This window comes from Marinobacter sp. DS40M6 (assembly GCF_028581595.1).
In the GTDB taxonomy this organism is placed as follows: domain Bacteria; phylum Pseudomonadota; class Gammaproteobacteria; order Pseudomonadales; family Oleiphilaceae; genus Marinobacter; species Marinobacter salarius.
On sequence record NZ_JAFCAE010000009.1, the window covers coordinates 134,041 to 152,568 of the forward strand.

The window sequence follows — 18,528 nt, forward strand, 5'->3', positions numbered from 1 at the left end:
ACTCCGGTTGATTCCGGCATTGTACGCGAATTCTGGTTATTTGGTTCGGCTCTGGCCTAGGTTTCAGCTTTGGTGCAGGAACAGGAGATGGGGAGACGTGCGCGCGAGAAGTCTGGTCGGTAACGCCGGGGATCGTCTCCCCCGGACCGTGCATTGCCAAGGATGGCAATGCCGAGCCCCCATGGATGGGTTCACGGCGTGTCCGGGGAGACGATCCCCGGCGTTACCAGCCCCCAAGCTCAGTGCGCAAAGAGGGCCCGAACCGAAACCAAAACTTAACGACGCTTCATCGACTGGAAGAATTCGTCGTTGGTCTTGGTTTCACGCAGCTTGTCCAGCAGGAACTCAATGGCACCAGTATCGTCGTCCATGGAGTGCAGCAGCTTGCGCAGAATCCAGATGCGCTGGATATCCGCCTCGCTCATCAGCAGGTCCTCACGGCGGGTGCCAGAGCTGCGAATATTGATGGCGGGATAGGTGCGCTTCTCGGCAATCTTGCGATCCAGATGGATCTCCATGTTACCGGTTCCCTTGAACTCCTCATAGATGACTTCATCCATCTTGGAGCCAGTGTTGACCAGCGCGGTGGCAAGAATGGTCAGGCTGCCGCCCTCTTCCACGTTACGGGCCGCACCAAAGAAACGCTTGGGCTTCTCAAGGGCGTGGGCGTCCACACCACCGGTCAGTACCTTGCCGGAGGACGGAATCACCGTGTTGTAGGCACGGGCCAGACGGGTGATGGAATCCAGCAGAATCACCACGTCTTTCTTGTGCTCGACCAAACGCTTGGCCTTTTCGATGACCATCTCGGCCACCTGCACATGACGGGCCGGGGGCTCATCGAAGGTGGAGGCGATCACTTCACCACGCACGGTGCGCTGCATCTCGGTTACTTCTTCCGGACGCTCGTCAATCAGCAGCACCATCACATGGCACTCTGGATTGTTACGGGTGATGGACTGGGCGATGCTTTGCATCAGCAGCGTCTTACCGGCTTTGGGCGGAGACACGATCAGGCCGCGCTGGCCCTTGCCGATGGGCGCAACCAGATCCAGAACCCGTGAGGACAGATCCTCGGTGCTGCCATTACCGGCTTCAAGCATCAGGCGCTCGTCCGGGAACAGCGGTGTCAGGTTCTCGAACAGGATCTTGTTTCGGGCGTTGTCCGGCTTGTCGAAGTTAATCTCGTTAACTTTCAGCAGGGCAAAGTAACGCTCGCCGTCTTTCGGCGGGCGTATCTTGCCGGCAACGGTGTCACCGGTCCGCAGGTTAAAACGGCGAATCTGGCTTGGCGACACGTAGATGTCGTCAGGACCGGCAAGGTATGAGGCGTCGGCGGAACGGAGGAAGCCGAAACCGTCCTGCAGAATTTCCAGTACGCCGTCACCATAAATGTCTTCGCCGCTTTTAGCATGCTTCTTCAGGATCGTGAAGATGACATCCTGCTTGCGCGAGCGAGCCAGGTTATCGAGGCCCATCTCTTGCGCAATATCGAGCAATTCGGGCATGGAGTTCTGCTTGAGTTCAGTAAGGTTCATAGGTTGTTAGATAGTCAGGAATGGAAGTAAACGAATATTGAAATGAAAGGGGTGCCCCTAAACGGATTGATCGGATATACGTTGAACTTGGTGCTGGCCAGATGGAGCAACCGGTGTAGATGGAGTCCGGAAAGGTACTGAAGCCAGAGACAGGAAGAACAACCGTTCGCCGGGCAAGAGCGATCATCAGCCACCTTGCGTACCAATGTCAAGTAATGTCGCGCATTTTTGAACCAATTTCTCCTTAAGGGGTCGCCCACAGCCTCCGCAAATGCCCCGTATCCCTCTGATGAATGTCTCCCCTTCCATTCATCATTCCCAATAGAGATACTGTTAGACAGACCTATAAAAACTTTGGAGAGCATCCATGAGTATCGACGCCACCGTCGAACTGAAACCCCTGAGTATCGCCCTGCTGACGGTGTCCGACAGCCGGGGTGAAGCGGAAGACTCATCAGGAAAGTTCCTGGAGAACAGCATCATTGAAGCGGGCCACCGACTGGTTGCCCGACGCATCCTGCCGGACGATGTCTATCTCATACGGGCGCTGATGTCCGGCTGGATCGCCGACCCGGAGATCAACGTGGTGATCATCACCGGCGGCACCGGCTTCCATGAGCGCGATAGTACGCCAGAAGCGGTCTCCCCATTGCTGGACAAGGCCATCGACGGCTTCGGTGAGGAGTTCCGCCGGCTTTCCGCCAGCGAGATTGGCTCTTCCACGATTCAGTCCCGAGCCTTTGGCGGATTGGCCAATCACACGGTGATTTTCTGCCTGCCCGGTTCAACAAGTGCCTGCCGCACCGGCTGGAACGGCATTCTCGTCAGTCAGTTGGACAGTCGCCACGGCCCCTGCAACTTCTCAGACCTGGCCCTCGGCAAACCGGACAAGCCTCTCAGCCGGATCGACCAGGTTATTGGCGAGCGCTCGGAGCGATAATCCATGGCAAGCTCTGACCTGACTCCTGTTGAAGAAGCCATTGACCATCTGGTTGCCCGGGCGCGCCCGATCACGCGCTCGCAAACCGTGGCACTGACAAACAGTCTGGACCGGGTTCTGGCCCGGGACTACACAGTTCCGGCGGATGTACCACCAGCGGATAACAGCGCCGTCGACGGTTACGCCGTGCGTGCCGGGGATCTTGCTGGCGGGGAACCACTACCGGTGTCCGGGCGCACAGCTGCTGGTGAAGAACGCCTGACCCTCAAGCCTGGAACGGCCGTGCGTCTTTTCACCGGTTCGGAAATCCCCTCAGGCGCGGACGCGGTCATCATGCAGGAACGGGTCAGCGTTTGCGGCGACGGTATCACCGTCAATGGGCCTGTCAGCGAAGGCCAGAATATCCGTCGCCGTGGCCAGGATCTGGCTCAGGGCGAGCTGGCATTGGCGGCGGGCACCAGGATCCGCCCCCAGGAAATGGGCCTACTGGGCTCCATTGGTACGGCAGACGTTGCCGTGTACGCAAAACTGAAAGTCGCCGTTCTCACAACCGGTGACGAGTTGGTGGATCCCGGACAACCACTGGGGCCTGGACAGATCTATAACAGCAATCGCTACACCCTGCTGGGATTGCTGGCGAAAGCAGGCTGCGAGGTGGTGCTCTGTGAGGCCCTGAAGGACGCTCGGGACGCGACCCGCAAGACTCTTGAGCGGGCCGCAGCCGAGGCCGACCTGATCATCACCAGCGGCGGCGTGTCGGTGGGCGAGGAAGACCATGTTCGGGCGGTGCTGGAGGAATCTGGCAACCTGTCCCTGTGGCGGCTTGCCAGCAAACCTGGCAAACCAATGGCCTTCGGTACGATTGGCGACACGCCGGTGCTGGGCCTGCCCGGCAATCCGGTGGCCGTGCTGGTCAGCTTTATGGTGATGGGCATGCCGTTTATTCGCGCCTGCCAGAGCCGAACGGGGGTTACTGGTGGCGGAGAACAGATCCCGGCCGGATTTTCGACGGAGAAGCCCTCAATTCGTCGACAATACGTCCGTGCCCGCAAGAGCATTGGCGATGACGGCCTTATGATCACGGCCTATCCCAACCAGAGCTCCGGCGTCCTGAGCTCTGCCTGCTGGGCTGAGGGATTGGCTGTGGTACCTGAGAACACGACCATTAACCTCGGTGACCCTGTTACCTATTACTCGTTTGCGGAGCTGCTGGAATGACCATGGCTACGGATAATTCTATTACGGTGAAGTTCTTTGCCCGCCTGAGGGAGGAACTGGATACAACCACGCTGACGGTTGAGGCCCAACCCGGGCTGACTGCCGGTCAACTGCTGCACAGCCTTGCTTCTAAAGGGGGGAACTGGGCCCAGCTGGACGGCGCGCAACCGGTGATGATTGCGGTCAATCAGGTAATGACCAAGCCTGACAGGGCGCTACAGCCCGGTGATGAAGTGGCCTTTTTTCCGCCAGTGACAGGAGGTTGATGTGATCCGCGTCCAGCAACAGGATTTTGACCCGGCTGAAGAGTACCGTGCCCTTCGAAACAGCGGTTCCGGCACCGGGGCCATCGCGACGTTTACCGGACTCGTTCGGGACAGTGGTGACCTGAGCGGTGTGACGGGGCTGTTTCTGGAGCACTATCCAGGGATGACGGAGCAGGTTATCGAGGGACTGGTTCATGAAGCCTCACAACGCTGGGATGTGCGGGACGCGCGGATTATTCATCGGGTGGGATCGCTGGCATTGTCTGATCAGATTGTGTTTGTGGGGGTGTGCAGCGCCCATCGTGGTGATGCATTTGCGGCCTGTGAGTTCATCATGGATGCACTAAAGACGTCGGCGCCGTTCTGGAAGAAGGAGATCACGGGCGACACGGAGCACTGGGTTGAGCAGAAGGCTGCTGATCTGGACCGGACTCAGAGTTGGGATTAACTCCGAGACTTTGTGGCCAGACGGCGAGCAATTCCGAACACCCCTTCCGAAAAACGCTTTGAATACGTCCGTGTACGCTTGGGCTCCGCCATCCTTGGCTCCGCACATTTTCGGAAGGGGTGTTCGGAACTACTCGCCTGACTGGTTGTTGGCCTGGCAATAAAAAACCGCCCGTGAGCGTTTGCTCAGGGGCGGCTTTTGGCCAACTCGCAGCAATCAGAGGTTGCTGTCGAGGAACGCAGCCAGCTGTGACTTGGACAGTGCGCCTACTTTGGTGGCGTCCACGTTGCCGTTCTTGAACAGCATCAGGGTGGGGATGCCGCGGATGTTGAATTTGGGCGGGGTCTGCTCGTTTTCGTCGATGTTCAGTTTGCAGACTTTCAGCTTGCCTTCGTACTCTTCAGCCATCTCTTCCAGGACTGGCGCGATCATCTTGCATGGGCCGCACCATTCTGCCCAGTAGTCGACCAGTACCGGTACGTCTGACTGCAGTACATCCTGCTCAAAAGAGGCATCTGTAACGTTTACAATATTTCCGCTCATTTCAGTTTCCCGATTCGTGCACCCACCAGCGGCTCTGGCCGCCTGAATGATGCTGTTGACTGTTCTGACAGTTGCCGCAAAAGGCTTGGGGCAACCGATTTCCTAAATTATTGTAAGCCTTACTTTACGCGATTGGTCAGGCGTATGTGAAGCGCTTCGTTCCACCCCGGCACTTCGGATTACCCTCATCCTGAGCAATACCGCCCCATTGCGTTACACCGCATATCGCTTATAGTAATCCCCAGGCATGGTGGTTAAACGTCCACTTTCGCCCTGATAACAATGGTTACATGAACGCTGCCGAGTTTCCGGCATGCAGTCTTTCAAGCTCCCTTCCCTCTATTTAGGGCCTGGCAGAAGGAATTCATTACACGTGACGGCCAACTCTTCCGCCACCCCGCCAGAACTGCTCGCTGCAATCGATATGGGCTCCAACAGTTTCCACATGGTGGTCGCCCGCCTGGTTCACGGTGAGATCCGCACCCTGGAGAAGATGGGGGAGAAGGTACAGCTCGGTGCCGGGCTGGACAGTCATAACCGTCTGACCGAAGACGCCCAGGAACGTGCCCTGGCCTGCCTTAGTCGTTTTGCCCAGAGGCTTCAGGGCATGCCACCGGAGGCGGTTCAGGTGGTGGGCACCAACGCGTTGCGGGTGGCGCGCAACGCCCATGAATTCATGACCCGGGCGGAAGAGGTGCTGGGATACCCGGTGGAGATCATTGCCGGCCGGGAGGAGGCCCGTCTGATTTACCTGGGCGTATCACACACCCTGTCGGATGACAGTGGCCGGCGACTGGTGATTGACATCGGGGGCGGTAGTACCGAGTTTATCATCGGGGAACGCTTCGAACCCCAGGAGCTCGAAAGTCTGCACATGGGCTGCGTGTCGTTCCGCAACCGATACTTTCCGGACGGCAAGATCACCCGCAAGCAAATGGATAAGGCCGTTACCCACGCCGAACAGGAACTGCTCAACATCCGTCAGCATTTCCGCAACAAGGGTTGGCAAAGCGCTGTAGGGTCATCCGGCTCAATCAAGGCGATTGCCAGCGTGTTGACCAGCCTCAGGATCACGGACGGCACCATCACCCTGGACGCGATGATGGAACTCAGGACCCGGCTGGTCGACATGGGCAAGGCTGAGAAACTCGGGGACCTGGGCGTCCGCGCCGATCGCCAAAGTATCTTCCCCGCGGGGTTTGCGATTTTGATGGGCGCGTTCCAGTCGCTGCGGATAACCGAAATGACGTTCGCTGATGGCGCCCTGAGGGAAGGCCTGCTGTACGACATCGCCGGCCGGATTCAGCACGAGGATGTAAGGGTACGAACAATTCAGGCCCTGCAGGAACGCTACCACGTAGACCAGGAACACGGCAGCGCGGTGGAACACACCGCCATCGCGGCCTGGAGACAGGTGGCGAGCACTTGGGAGCTGAACACAGCAGTTGATGAAGAAGTGCTGCGCTGGGCCTGCCGGCTGCATGAAATCGGCCTGACCATTTCACACAGCCAGTACCACAAGCACGGCGCCTACCTGTTGCGGTATTCCGACCTACCCGGCTTCAGTCAACAGTTTCAGCGCGATCTGGCAACCCTGGTTCGTGGGCACCGGCGCAAGTTCTCTTCCGCCATTTTCGACGGGCTGAACCCCGAGGACATTCCCCGTCTACGCTACCTGTGCGTGCTGGTTCGACTGGCAGTGCTATTGCAGCATCCGCGGAATCATGAGCAGCCGCCCGAATTCCGCCTGCACCCGTCCACCAATGGTCTGGCCGTGGAATTCACTGAAGGGTGGCTGGATGAACGCCCGCTAACCCTGGCCGATCTTGAAAACGAACGGGATTACCTGGCCAAACAGGATTTCACCCTGGAGGTGAAATCCTAGGGCGTTAGCTCTGCCTCAAGGCTCTCGACCGTTTCGCTGATTTCAAGCCATTCGGCTTCTACCTCTGCCAGACGACTCTTTGCTGCGGCCTGTTGACCCAAAAGCTCCTTTAGCTTCTGCTTACCCTGATCGGCATAGAGCTCCGGCTCTGAAAGGCTCTGCTCCAGTGTCACCAACGTGGACTGGAGCTGATCCATCTCTTTCTCCAGAGCCCCCTGTTGCTTGCGATAGGGGCTAAGTTTCTGGCGAATGGCCGCCTCCGCCCGCTTGCGGGCCTTGCGATCTTCGGCGTTCTCACCCGCACCACTATCCGCAGCCAATGCGTTACCGCCTGCAGCGTGGACCTCACTACTTTCCCGGCGTGGAGCTTCGGTTTCGTCCTTGCGACGGTCCGCCAGCCAGCGCTCATAGTCTTCCAGGTCGCCGTCGTATTCCGTAACCCGACCCTCGTTCACCAGCCAGAAGTCATCAACCGTGTTACGCAGCAGGTGACGATCATGGGAAACCACCACAATCGCCCCCTCAAAGTTTTGCAGCGCCATGGTCAGGGCCTGACGCATCTCCAGGTCCAGGTGGTTGGTGGGCTCGTCCAGCAGCAACAGGTTGGGCTTTTGCCAGGCAATCACCGCCAGCGCCACACGGGCCTTTTCACCACCGGAGAATGAACGAATAGCACTCAAGGCCTCGTCGCCGTGGAAGTCAAAGCCGCCCAAAAAATTACGGACACTTTGCTCGGAGGCTTTGGGGGCCAGCCGCTGCAGGTGCAGGAACGGGCTTGCGTCCAGGTCCAGCGACTCCAACTGATGCTGGGCAAAATAACCGATCGCCACATGTTCTCCCGTGGTCCGCTCACCCCGCAACAGGGTGCTTTGCCCCCGCAGGGCATCCATCAACGTGGACTTGCCCGCACCATTGGGGCCCAAGAGACCAATACGACTGCCCGGCAGCAGTGACAGGTTGATGCCTTCGAGTACAACGGCGTCGCCATAACCCGCCGCGCCGTTACGAATCGACATCAGCGGATTGGACACTTTATCGGCGACCGGAAACTCGAAACTGAACGGGGAATCCACATGGGCCGGAGCAATCTTTTCCATGCGCTCCAGCGCTTTGACCCGGCTCTGGGCCTGGCGGGCTTTGGTGGCTTTTGCTTTAAAACGATCGATGAAACGCTGGATCTCGGCAATTCTTGCCTGCTGGCGCTCATACCCGGCCTGCTGCTGGGCAATGCGCTCACTGCGCTGGGTCTCAAATGATGAGTAATTACCCGTATACAGGTCCAGCCGCCGCTGGTCGAAATGCACCAGGTGAGTCGCCACACGGTCCATGAAGTCCCGGTCGTGGGAAATGAACAGCAGGGTGCCCTCGTACCGCCGCAGCCAGTTCTCAAGCCAAAGACAGGCGTCCAGGTCCAGGTGGTTGGTGGGCTCGTCCAACAACAACAGGTCGGACGGGCGCATCAACGCCTGGGCCAGGTTGAGGCGTATCCGCCAGCCGCCGGAAAACGAAGACACTGGCCGATCAGCGTCGGCATCCGAAAACCCCAAACCTCTCAGCAACGCTTCCGCGCGGCGAGGCGCAGACCAGGCTTCATGGATGTCGAGCTCGCCATGAATACGGGCAATGCGGTGATCGTCATCCCGCTCTTCGGCGTCAGCCAACTCTGACTCCATGCGTCGCAGATCATAGTCGCCATCCAGCACAAAATCCCGAGCCGTGCGGGACGAGGCGGCCACTTCCTGAGCCATGTGAGCGATTCGGCACCCTCCGGGCAAAGACGCACTGCCCTGCTCCGGCGCCAGCTGCCCCAGCAATAACTGGAACAAACTGGACTTGCCAGCGCCATTGGCACCCACTATCGCTACCCGTTGGCCGGGCTGGATGGTCAGGTTGACGGCTTCTAGCAACCAGACGCCACCTCGTTGTAAACTGAGATCGGTTATCGTAAGCATAACGTAATGGTATCAAGGAACGTTTGATAAGGAACCGGCCTGGCCCCTATGGCGTGTAGCGGTAGCAAGATACCTGAGGATGCAGATCCGGAAAACCCATTGTGGCGGTTTGCCTGCCGTTTCTGGGAGTCCTCTGCAGCACGGGATGCGTGCCTCGGCCTGCAGGACCGAGGCTGGAGCGTTACCCGGATTCTCTGCGCAGCGTGGCTGACCACCTCAGGCAACGTGCTTCCGGGCACTGAGAGCGCGCAGGTAACCGCATGGCGGCGCCAAGTCACGGAGCCGCTTCGATCAGCGAAGAAAACCATTACGAAGAATGACCCCGGCACTGCTATTGTAAGAGAGTGCATCGCCCGTAGCGAACTTGAAGCGGAACGGGTCGAGTTGGCCTTGGCCTATCAGGCTCTGGTTTCAAACAAACATACAGGCAGCGGTGAGGCAACAATGGCCAATCTGGCCCTCAGCAACTTGCTCGCCGCAGCACCAGAGAAGACAATGGATAACGAGACCGGCAGCTTGCTGGACATTTTGACCAGAGAACTGTCGACCCTCGTTGAAGGAGATAACAAGCCATGTTGATGAAATGGCTAATCCGGCTGGCGTTTCCCGCTCTCGGCGTCCTGGTGGCACTGATGTTTTTCGGCCTGAATGACCCCGCCGAAACCACCAGCAAACCCGCAAAGGCCGAAACCAATGCCGAAATTCCCGCGTTTGAGGGCCTGGTTCCCTCACCGGTTCCAACTGAAGGGCCCGACATCGTCTTCAAGTGGAAGGATAGCGACGGCAGCTGGCACTACGCTGACAAGCCACCTGCGCAAGGGCCCTGGAACGCGCTGGCAATAGAGCGATCTGAAAGCAAGAGCGTACGCCCGCCCGTGTCCGACTCGGAAACCGATTGGCAATCGCCCTACCGCGCACCTTTTTCGCTCGGCCCTGACACTGCCAATAACGGTAGTTGAGATTACTCCCTTCCTTAACACATGTTCAGTGGCATCTGGCGACAGAACCCGTTACCTTTTGTGCGTTCCCGATCATTCAACGCAAGCTTAACTAAGGACGATGTAATGAGAAAAACCCTGATCGCACTGTCTGTGGCCGGTGTCATGGCAGGCTGTTCTTCTTCCCAGGAAGCGGTTCCGGAAGATCCGGCGCTGGAATCCACGGATGAGAAAGTCAGCTACGGCATGGGCCTGGTCATGGGCCAGAGAATGAGCAACGACCTGCCGAACCTTAAGATGGAGCAATTCCTCCAAGGCATTCAGCACGGCCACGACGGCGACGAAGAACAGACGCGAATGAGCCGTGAGGAAATCCAGGAAGCCCTGATGGCCTACCAGACTCAGCTCCAGGAGCAGGAGTCGGCCCAGGCGGAAGAACTGGCGAAGAAAAATCAGGAAGCCGGGGAACAGTTCCTCGCGGAGAATGCCAAACGCGACGGCGTCAAAACCACGGAATCCGGCCTGCAATATGAAATCCTGGAAGAAGGCGATGGTGAAAAGCCGACGGCCGAAGACCGCGTGCAGGTGCACTACACCGGCGAGTTAATCTCAGGCGAAGTGTTCGACAGCTCCCGCGAGCGCGGCGAGCCGGTCACCTTTGGACTGAACCAGGTCATACCGGGCTGGACCGAAGGACTGCAACTGATGTCTGAAGGCAGCAGGGCGAAACTCTACATTCCTTCGGAACTGGCTTATGGGCCTGGAGGAAACCAGCGGATCGGGCCCAACGAGACCCTGGTCTTCGACGTGGAACTTCTGGAAATCAATCCGGAATAAATAAGCCGCTTGGCAACAACGGCCACTCCCCCCATTTCCTTTTGGAATCGGGGGGAGGTTTCAAGCCTTCACCTCAAGCCGACGACATTACCTTGTCAGCATGGGCATTGTGCAGATGCTCAATCAGGAAATCTTCCATCTCAAACCGGCTTTCCAGAGTTTCACCGAGCTCTGATAGCTGCTGGAACAAATCGCGAACTTCGCTCTCCGTCAGCGACTGCCCGTTAAGGCGATCGTTGAAATTGAGTGCCGTTTCCGTGGTCTGCTCAATTTTCGGGTACAGCTTTACCGCCAGCTCCAGTCCACCGTCGTTAAATTCACGGGCTTCCTGAACCAATTGCTCGTATATTTCGAAGTGCCCTGCCGACACGTAATCCACCAGCACCTCACACAGCTTGATGAATTTCGTGCGCAGCGCCTCTGTCTGGGAATAGTCCGTCGTACCGGACAAATCGCAGTAGTGTACCAGCAGTTCCTGCCTTTCTTTCAGCCAGCGATCAATCAGCTCGCTGACGCCACCCCAACGCTCCCTGGCATTACGGCAATTATCCAACATGACGCCTATCTCCGGTTACCGCGTTCTGGTTTGATTTCTGTTGTATCGAAACTCAAGTGTATCGAAACTCAAGTTACCCCATGCCAGCGGTCGGTCGCAACCGTTTCATCCCTGTATCCATTCCGGCTTTCTTGGGGGCCGGAACAGCATCACCAGGCCGACAATCACCAGCAACAAGAAAAAGATGGCCGTCCAGCCAGGAATACTGAGCCCCAGGAAACGCCAGGTCACTTCGGCGCAATCGCCCGTGCCTTTCAGCGCCGTGGTCAACACCTCCATCCAGGGCAACACATCCAGCATGTAATCCACCGATGGCCCGCAGGCCGGCACCTGATCCGCCGGCAGGCTTTGAAGCCACAGTTGTCGGCCCGCCATCGCCAGGCCAGCACCGGCGCTGACAGACAACAATAACCCATAGACCCTTGCACCGAACCCATGGGGGCCATGGAGCGCTGCCAGGAGGCTGACGATGCCAGCGGCCATAAAACCGAATCGCTGCAGCCAACACAGAGGACAGGGCTCCAACCCCATAACGTGCTCCATGTAGAAGGCCACGCCAAGCAGCCCGGCGCATAGCAGGAATATCAGAAAGAAAACGGCTCTGGAGTTCAAAGGGGTACCTCGGGTTAACGTTCAGGTCAGTCTGTCGCCCGCCTTGGGCGGTAAAGCATCGGATGCTGCAACCGCGCATCGAGCCTGCTATTCTCCCAGCATCAGGTGGCGGCTGCGTGCGCCCAGCCACTTAACCTTAAACCAATACGAACTTCAAGCCTATGACACTTAAGCCAAAGTACCTTCTGCTGGCCCTGTTTTTTGCCTTTCCCCTGGCTCCAACCGCCTTTGCCCAAGAGGAAGAAGGGGGAGACGAGACACAGGAAGAGCAGGAAAAGGAACCAGCCATCACGGACTACATCGAAATGGATCCGCCCTTTGTCACCCACGTGGGGGACCCGGGCGCCAAACTGACCTATCTCAAGGCAGCGGTTACCATCAGGGCGTCGAAGGAAACCACCCGTCCGGCGGTGGAGGCACACATGCCCAGGCTACGTCATGAGCTGGTGATGCTGTTCGGGGAGCAGACTGACGCGGAACAGCTGTCCTCGACAGAGGGACAGCAGTCGCTGCGTGAAGAGGCCACGAAGAGAATAAACACGGCCCTGGAAGAGCAACAGACCGGTGAGAGCATTACCGGTGTGCTGTTTACGGAGTTCGTTGTACAGAAGTAATACAACGGCCGGGTGAGCAGGCGGCAAGCACAGGTATCAGGCGATGCGGGAGAACAGGTCGTCGACCGGCCGCGCCTCATTGGTAACCTGTTCAGCGTCTTCCCATCCTGCTTCCCAGGCGGCAACAACAACTTCTCCGCGATAGGGACAGCGGCTGCGTTCCATGCCCATAGAGGCGGCCATATAGCCCTGGCGATAGGCTTTATTCAGGGACTCAACATCCCACCCTAACTTGATGTCTCTGGCCATACCGGTTCTCCCTTTACCTGTAGCCACCATCAGATGCTGTCACTCTGCTTACAGAAATTAACAGCGCTAACCGAAGCTGACAAACGTTAATTACGTTTCTGTGCGACAGGTCCGGGGAGAGTGTGACGCCCGACCGGGAGGGGCACTCCCGGTTCAGGATTGCAGGTATTGCTCCAGGAATTCTCCGAATGGCTGGTTTTCGGCTTGCTCCATTTCATCCTGCTCGGAAAGCGAATCAGCGGTCATTTTGTCAAACGCCGCCATCACATCCGGCGACAGCCCTTCCCCTCGCAGCGTTTGCTGGTGCTGCCTGGACATTTCCAGCCCCCATTCCCGGTGACCCATGCCGGAAGCCTCCATGGCTTCAAGCACCTTCGCTGAAGGTAACTCACGCGGATCGTCGAGCTTGGCACGCTGGTCATCCAGCGCTCGCCGATAGGTGGAATCTCCGTTCAAGCTGTCCAACTGTTCTGCAAGAGGGGCAAGACGGTCCATCAGGGCAATGGCAGCGTCACCGACCCGGCCGCGTTCACCGGAGCGACAGATCGTCAGGTCCGGATTCCGGCCCCTAGCCACCACATCCTGGTAATTGTCATCAAGGCGATCGCATTCGTCATCGTCAATTCGGGGGCTGTCTGACAGCAGGCAATCCAGCAGGAACAGGTCAAGAAAATCGATCTGGCTTTCGTTAACGCCAACCGGGGAGAACGGATCCAGGTCCAGGCAACGCACCTCAATGTACTCCACGCCCCGTGACTCCAGGGCCTGTATCGGCTTTTCCCCACGCTCGGTGGTGCGCTTTGGCCGCACGGCGCTGTAGTACTCGTTCTCAATCTGCAGCACGCTGGTGTTGATCTGGATGAATTCGCCGTCGCGCCGGGTTCCCATCTTTTCGTAAGCTGGCCACGGGGTATGAATCGCCCTGAACAGAGTGTCGGTATAGGTCTTCAGTTCATTGAAACAGATATTCAGCGATGCCTGAGCGTTGTTGTGATAGCCCAGATCGCCCATGCGCAGCGATGTGGCCTCGCGGCCATACCAGGTATCATCGCTGAACCTGCTCAGGTCATGACGTACACCCGCCACAAAGCTGGCATCCAGCGCCGGAGAAGCGCCGAACAGCAGCATCAGCATCCAGCTGCGACGACGGAAATTGCGGATCAGCCAGAAATACTGGTCCGACTTGAAGTCCTGCAGGCTTTGTTGGTTACCAAGGGCGTCCTGCCAAAGCCTCCAGAAACTGTCAGGCAGCGACAGGTTGTAGTGGGCGCCAGCAATGCTTTGCATCATGCGACCGTAACGCACGGCCAGCCCCTGGCGATACACATGCTTCAGGCGACCGATATTGGCAGTGCCATACTCGGCAATGGGAATGCTCGCGTCGCCGTCCAGCTCACACGGCATACTCGCGGCCCAGAACACCTCATCCCCAAGATTGCACTGAACGAAGCGATGGGTATCCCGGAGCGAATCGAGCATCCCTCGCGTGGTATCAAACACCGGGGTAATCAGCTCCAACAAAGCTTCGGAGTAATCCGTGGTGATACGGGGATGAGTCAGTGTGGAACCCAGCGAGCGGGGGTGCGGAGTCTGTGCGATAAAGCCGTTGCGATCGACCCGCAGGCCTTCTTTCTCAACGCCTTTTCGAAATCCGGCCCATTGGTTGGCCGTGAACTGCTGAAAAAGCTGATGGCGGGATTCACCCATGAATGACTCCTGCTTGAATGGCCGCCGGGAACACCGGCGGCCATTACGGTAGTGTGTAGCGGCGCGGGTTAACGGCCGTCTTTGCGGGCCGACGCCAGAGCCTGTGCCAGCGCTCCGGCCATGGCACCCTTTTGCCCGCTGTCTGCGCCCTTGTGGCGGTCATTTCTTGCGGAAGGTTTGCCACCTTTACTGCTGGAGCCGGCGCGGTTGTCGGATTTCTCCCCGGGCTGGTCATCCATACGCATGGAAAGCGCAATCCGCTTTCTCGGGATATCCACGTCCATCACTTTCACCTTGACGATATCCCCTGCCTTGACCACTTCCCTCGGATCTTTCACGAAGGTATTCGACAACGCAGAGATATGCACAAGGCCATCCTGATGGACGCCGATGTCCACGAACGCGCCGAAGTTGGTCACGTTGGTGACCGACCCTTCCAGCACCATACCCGGCTTCAGGTCATTGAGGGTTTCCACTCCCTCCTCGAAGCTGGCAAAGCGGAACTCCGGCCGGGGGTCACGGCCCGGCTTTTCCAATTCCGTAATAATATCCTTTATGGTCGGCAGACCAAACTGTTCGGTGACATAGTCCTGCGGGTTCAACGAGCGCAGGAAATCGGCGTCGCCGACGATACCTTCAATCTTGCGATTGTTCTGGCGGGCAATAGCCTCAACCACACCATAGGCTTCCGGGTGCACCGACGAGCGGTCCAGCGGATTGTCGCCCCCCGCAATGCGAAGGAAACCGGCCGACTGCTCAAAGGTACGATCACCAAGGCGGGACACTTTAAGCAACTGCCTGCGATCACGGAACACGCCATTCTGGTTACGAAAATCGACGATGTTCTGGGCAATACTCTGGTTCAGGCCGGACACCCGTGCCAGCAGGGGGATGGATGCGGTGTTGAGATCCACACCAACACCGTTAACACAGTCCTCCACCACGGCATCCAGGCTGCGGGCCAACTGCACCTGAGACACGTCGTGCTGGTACTGCCCCACACCGATGGACTTGGGTTCGATCTTCACCATTTCCGCCAATGGGTCCTGCAACCGGCGGGCGATGGAGACCGCCCCGCGAATGGTCACGTCCAGGTCCGGCAGTTCGCGGGAGGCGAATTCAGAGGCGGAATAGATCGAAGCACCGGATTCGCTGACCACAATCCGCGCCAGCTTCAGCTCCGGGTAACGCTTGCTCAGGTCCGCGACCAGCTTTTCGGTTTCGCGGGAGGCCGTACCGTTACCAATGGCCACCAGTTCAATGCGGTACTGCCGACACCAGCTCGCCAACTGTTCAATGGACTGATCCCACTGGTTGCGGGGCGCGTGCGGGAAAATACCACCGTGCCCCACCACCTGGCCGGTGCCGTCGATGATGGCCACCTTCACACCGGTGCGCAGGCCGGGGTCCAGCCCCAGTGTGGCGCGGGGGCCCGCCGGCGCCAGTAACAGCAGATCCTTGAGGTTGGCGGCAAACACATTGATGGCCTCGGTTTCTGCCGCTTCCCGCACCTGGGCCATAAGGTCGGTTTCGATCTGGGTGGACAGCTTTACGCGCCAGGTCCAGCGCACCACTTCCGACAACCAGCGGTCGGCCGCACGGCCGTTGTCACGGATATGCCAGCGCGCGGCGATACGCTGTTCCGCCGGATGGGGCTGGCGACGGTCGTCTTCCGCATCGCCAACCACAATGGAGTAGGCAAGCACGCCTTCATTGCGCCCCCGGAGGATGGCAAGCGCACGATGGGATGGCACCTTTTTCAGTGGCTCGACATGGTCGAAGTAGTCGCGGAACTTGGCACCTTCATTTTCCTTGCCGTCCACCACGGTGACCTTGAGCTGCCCCTGCTGCCAGATAAAGTCACGCAGCTCACCCAGGAGTTCCGCATCCTCGGCAAAGCGTTCCATCAGAATGTAGCGGGCACCATCAAGCGCGGCCTTGGTGTCGGTAACACCGGCCTCATCATTGATATAGCCTTCCGCTGTGCTCTCTGGCTCCAGCGTGGGGTCGTCATACAGGGCATCGGCCAGGGGCTCCAGACCGGCTTCACGGGCAATCTGCGCTTTGGTTCGGCGCTTGGGCTTATACGGCAGGTAGAGGTCTTCGAGGCGGTTCTTGGTGTCCGCCGAATCGATGCTGGCACGCAGCTCATCGGTCAGCTTGCCCTGCTCCTCAATGCTGTTGAGGATCGTGGAACGACGGTCTTCCAGCTCACGCAGATAACGCAGGCGGTCTTCCAGGGACCGTAACTGGCTGTCATCGAGCGAACCGGTGACTTCCTTGCGATAACGGGCAATAAAAGGAACGGTGGCGCCACCGTCCAGCATTTCAACGGTGGCATTCACCTGCTGTTCACGAACACCCAGTTCGTCAGCAATGCGCCTGATGATACTGTTCATGCAACCTCATCTGATGCTTACGAGTCAAAGCGCAAAGGTACAGCGGCTTATTGCTGCAGGCAAGCAGCGCGGCTACGGTTGTCCAGGAATTGCACAAGATCTGCCCATGGCATGGGGCGCGCGTAGTAGTAACCCTGAATTTCATCACAGTGTTGCTGGCGCAGGAATTCCAGTTGTCCTTCCGTCTCCACCCCTTCCGCCACCACGCTGATTTGCAGGCTGTGAGCCAGGCTGATAATGGCACGGATGATATGTTCGGCGTCGGCAGACTGCCCCAACTCCTGAACGAAAGACTTGTCGATCTTTACGAGGGATATAGGCAGGTGCTGAAGATTGCTGAGTGAGGAGAACCCGGTTCCGAAGTCATCCAGGGCAAAACTGATACCCAGTTGATTGAGCTCCCGCAGACATCGCTGGGCATATTCCGGGTCATGCATCATGGCGCTTTCTGTAAGCTCCAACTCCAACAGACTGGTGTCGATATTGGCATTGAAGATAATGCGGAAAATGGTTTCGGTCATCTTGCGATCATGGAACTGACGGAACGAAAGGTTCACGGCAAACACCAGCCCCGGGTGCCCGAGATCTGAACACTCCTGCAGACGCTTGCAGGCCTGTTCGATCACCCAGTAGCCGATAGGAACGATCAACCCGCTGCGCTCTGCCACTGGAATGAATTCGTCCGGCCCCACCAACCCCCTTTCCGGATGATTCCACCGGAGCAGGCACTCCACCCCCCGAACTTCTTCCGACGCGAGGTCGATGCGCGGCTGATAATACACTTCCAGCTCATTGCCCCGCAGAGCGTTACGGAGATCCGCCTCCAGGCGCAGTTGGTATCCGGCCGTTATGTGCAACTGACGATCGTAAAACCGGTAACTGGTACCTGGGTCGCGCTTGGCTTCAAACATGGCTCGGTTGGCACGTCGCAGAAGGTTTTCCGGGCTGTCACCCGCTTCCGGGTAGGTGGCCACGCCGAGGCTGGCGCTGACGACGACATTCTGGCCGTCAAGGCTGAATGGTTCACCCATCGCAGTCACGAGCTTGCGGATGATCTGGGTAATATCCAGGGAGTCTTCCACTTTCTCGACAATGATCGCAAACTCGTCGCCGCCAATGCGCATCAGCGAATCCACTCGCCGCAAATTCTGTCGCAGCCGTTCCGCCAGCTTCAGCATGATCTGGTCACTCTTCTGGTAACCGAAGGATTCATTGAAGCTGCGGAAATCATCCAGGTTGATGTGCAACAACGCCAGCCGCTGGCTGGCACGCTCGGCCCTCAGCAATGCCTGTTGCAGGCGATCGAAGAACAGGTCACGGTTGATAAAACCACTGGCCACTTCCCGGCCCAACTGGCCGTGAGCGGACTCCGAAAGCTGCTGCCGATACCAAAGACAGCGTACCGCGCGGCGCAGCCCCCACTCTTCCAATGACTGGCGACTCAGGTAGTCCGAGGCGCCATTGGCAAGCAGGTCAACAGCACGCTCGGAGGCTGGCTCGGCACTCAGTGCCAACACCGGTTTTTCGTTGCTGGACACGGACAGGTACTGCAGGAAAGCGTCTTCGGAACCACCATGAAACACACAGTCCCAGAGGATAACGTCAAAATGGGTATTGCGAATCAGATCATCGCAGTCGATAAGATCCGGGCACCAGGTCAGGTCCGGTTCCATTTCACAATCACGTGACAGGAGCGCACCCAGCCAGAGAAAATCCGCATACTCCGGCGTCAGCACCAGCAGCCGTACATGGCTGGGATTGGGTTGTTTTACTGCCAGGGTCATTAAGAAGCGTCCCGTTCCTCGTGATCAAACATCTCCGTTCCC

At 58.2% G+C, this 18,528-nt stretch carries 18 protein-coding genes; 9 read left to right on the top strand and 9 right to left on the bottom strand.

What is annotated here, in order from left to right; genetic code table 11:
* Positions 1-275: 275 nt before the first annotated feature.
* The gene (gene rho, locus JJO78_RS19410; protein ID WP_036203025.1) at positions 276-1,538 is read right to left on the bottom strand and encodes a transcription termination factor Rho; all 1,263 of its coding nucleotides are present in this window, start codon (positions 1,536-1,538) and stop codon (positions 276-278) included.
* A gap of 367 nt (positions 1,539-1,905) precedes the next feature.
* Here rho and moaB point away from each other — a divergent pair, with 367 nt between their 5' ends.
* The 4 genes from moaB to JJO78_RS19430 are packed head-to-tail and all read left to right on the top strand — an operon-like array spanning position 1,906 to position 4,410.
* Entirely contained in the window at positions 1,906-2,478 is a 573-nt protein-coding gene (moaB, locus tag JJO78_RS19415) for a molybdenum cofactor biosynthesis protein B (protein ID WP_036203020.1), read from the top strand.
* A 3-nt stretch (positions 2,479-2,481) separates the two neighbouring features.
* The gene (locus tag JJO78_RS19420; RefSeq protein ID WP_075195002.1) at positions 2,482-3,696 is read left to right on the top strand and encodes a molybdopterin molybdotransferase MoeA; all 1,215 of its coding nucleotides are present in this window, start codon (positions 2,482-2,484) and stop codon (positions 3,694-3,696) included.
* On the top strand, positions 3,693-3,962 hold the full coding sequence (gene moaD / locus JJO78_RS19425; protein WP_075195001.1) for a molybdopterin converting factor subunit 1: 270 nt from the start codon (positions 3,693-3,695) through the stop codon (positions 3,960-3,962). The genes JJO78_RS19420 and moaD overlap by 4 nt, the downstream gene beginning before the upstream one ends.
* A 1-nt stretch (position 3,963) precedes the next feature.
* Positions 3,964-4,410, top strand: coding sequence for a molybdenum cofactor biosynthesis protein MoaE (locus JJO78_RS19430; RefSeq protein ID WP_036203014.1), 447 nt, complete (start codon positions 3,964-3,966; stop codon positions 4,408-4,410).
* Between the two features lie 216 nt (positions 4,411-4,626).
* Here JJO78_RS19430 and trxA read toward each other — a convergent pair whose 3' ends face one another.
* Entirely contained in the window at positions 4,627-4,953 is a 327-nt protein-coding gene (gene trxA, locus JJO78_RS19435) for a thioredoxin TrxA (protein ID WP_007153552.1), read from the bottom strand.
* A 373-nt stretch (positions 4,954-5,326) separates the two neighbouring features.
* On the opposite strand from trxA, the gene ppx reads away from it, so the two are divergent.
* Complete coding sequence (gene ppx / locus JJO78_RS19440; protein ID WP_151982892.1) at positions 5,327-6,838, top strand: exopolyphosphatase; 1,512 nt, start codon at positions 5,327-5,329, stop codon at positions 6,836-6,838.
* Here the strand turns inward: ppx and JJO78_RS19445 are convergent.
* Positions 6,835-8,790, bottom strand: a complete 1,956-nt coding sequence (locus tag JJO78_RS19445; protein ID WP_075194999.1) for an ATP-binding cassette domain-containing protein — start codon at positions 8,788-8,790, stop codon at positions 6,835-6,837. The two genes, ppx and JJO78_RS19445, sit on opposite strands and share 4 nt — an antisense overlap.
* A 48-nt stretch (positions 8,791-8,838) precedes the next feature.
* On the opposite strand from JJO78_RS19445, the gene JJO78_RS19450 reads away from it, so the two are divergent.
* The 3 genes from JJO78_RS19450 (at position 8,839) to JJO78_RS19460 (ending at position 10,565) form a co-directional block, all read left to right on the top strand.
* On the top strand, positions 8,839-9,369 hold the full coding sequence (locus JJO78_RS19450; RefSeq protein ID WP_075194998.1) for a DUF2390 domain-containing protein: 531 nt from the start codon (positions 8,839-8,841) through the stop codon (positions 9,367-9,369).
* Positions 9,363-9,749: a hypothetical protein gene (locus JJO78_RS19455; protein ID WP_036203003.1), complete on the top strand. Its 387-nt coding sequence runs from the start codon at positions 9,363-9,365 to the stop codon at positions 9,747-9,749. Before JJO78_RS19450 ends, JJO78_RS19455 begins: the two co-directional genes overlap by 7 nt.
* Before the next feature lie 105 nt (positions 9,750-9,854).
* The gene (locus JJO78_RS19460; protein ID WP_036203000.1) at positions 9,855-10,565 is read left to right on the top strand and encodes an FKBP-type peptidyl-prolyl cis-trans isomerase; all 711 of its coding nucleotides are present in this window, start codon (positions 9,855-9,857) and stop codon (positions 10,563-10,565) included.
* Positions 10,566-10,638: 73 nt separating this feature from the next.
* Here the strand turns inward: JJO78_RS19460 and JJO78_RS19465 are convergent, their stop codons facing one another.
* The gene (locus JJO78_RS19465; protein WP_075194997.1) at positions 10,639-11,121 is read right to left on the bottom strand and encodes an Rsd/AlgQ family anti-sigma factor; all 483 of its coding nucleotides are present in this window, start codon (positions 11,119-11,121) and stop codon (positions 10,639-10,641) included.
* Between the two features lie 105 nt (positions 11,122-11,226).
* Positions 11,227-11,733 carry a disulfide bond formation protein B gene (locus JJO78_RS19470; RefSeq protein WP_036202995.1) on the bottom strand — a complete coding sequence of 169 codons (507 nt, stop codon included), beginning with the start codon at positions 11,731-11,733 and terminating at the stop codon, positions 11,227-11,229.
* Between the two features lie 161 nt (positions 11,734-11,894).
* Between JJO78_RS19470 and JJO78_RS19475 the strand changes: the two genes are divergently transcribed.
* Positions 11,895-12,347, top strand: coding sequence for a flagellar basal body-associated FliL family protein (locus JJO78_RS19475; RefSeq protein ID WP_075194996.1), 453 nt, complete (start codon positions 11,895-11,897; stop codon positions 12,345-12,347).
* Positions 12,348-12,383: 36 nt separating this feature from the next.
* Here the strand turns inward: JJO78_RS19475 and rmf are convergent, their stop codons facing one another.
* From rmf to JJO78_RS19495, 4 genes are all read right to left on the bottom strand, one after another.
* The gene (rmf, locus tag JJO78_RS19480) at positions 12,384-12,596 is read right to left on the bottom strand and encodes a ribosome modulation factor (RefSeq protein WP_036202988.1); all 213 of its coding nucleotides are present in this window, start codon (positions 12,594-12,596) and stop codon (positions 12,384-12,386) included.
* Between the two features lie 153 nt (positions 12,597-12,749).
* Positions 12,750-14,303: a glutamate--cysteine ligase gene (gene gshA, locus JJO78_RS19485; protein WP_075194995.1), complete on the bottom strand. Its 1,554-nt coding sequence runs from the start codon at positions 14,301-14,303 to the stop codon at positions 12,750-12,752.
* Positions 14,304-14,371: 68 nt separating this feature from the next.
* Positions 14,372-16,702 (bottom strand): Tex family protein, encoded by a 2,331-nt coding sequence (locus tag JJO78_RS19490; RefSeq protein WP_273624477.1) that lies wholly within the window; start codon positions 16,700-16,702, stop codon positions 14,372-14,374.
* Positions 16,703-16,749: 47 nt separating this feature from the next.
* The gene (locus JJO78_RS19495; RefSeq protein ID WP_075194994.1) at positions 16,750-18,486 is read right to left on the bottom strand and encodes an EAL domain-containing response regulator; all 1,737 of its coding nucleotides are present in this window, start codon (positions 18,484-18,486) and stop codon (positions 16,750-16,752) included.
* Positions 18,487-18,528 lie beyond the last annotated feature (42 nt).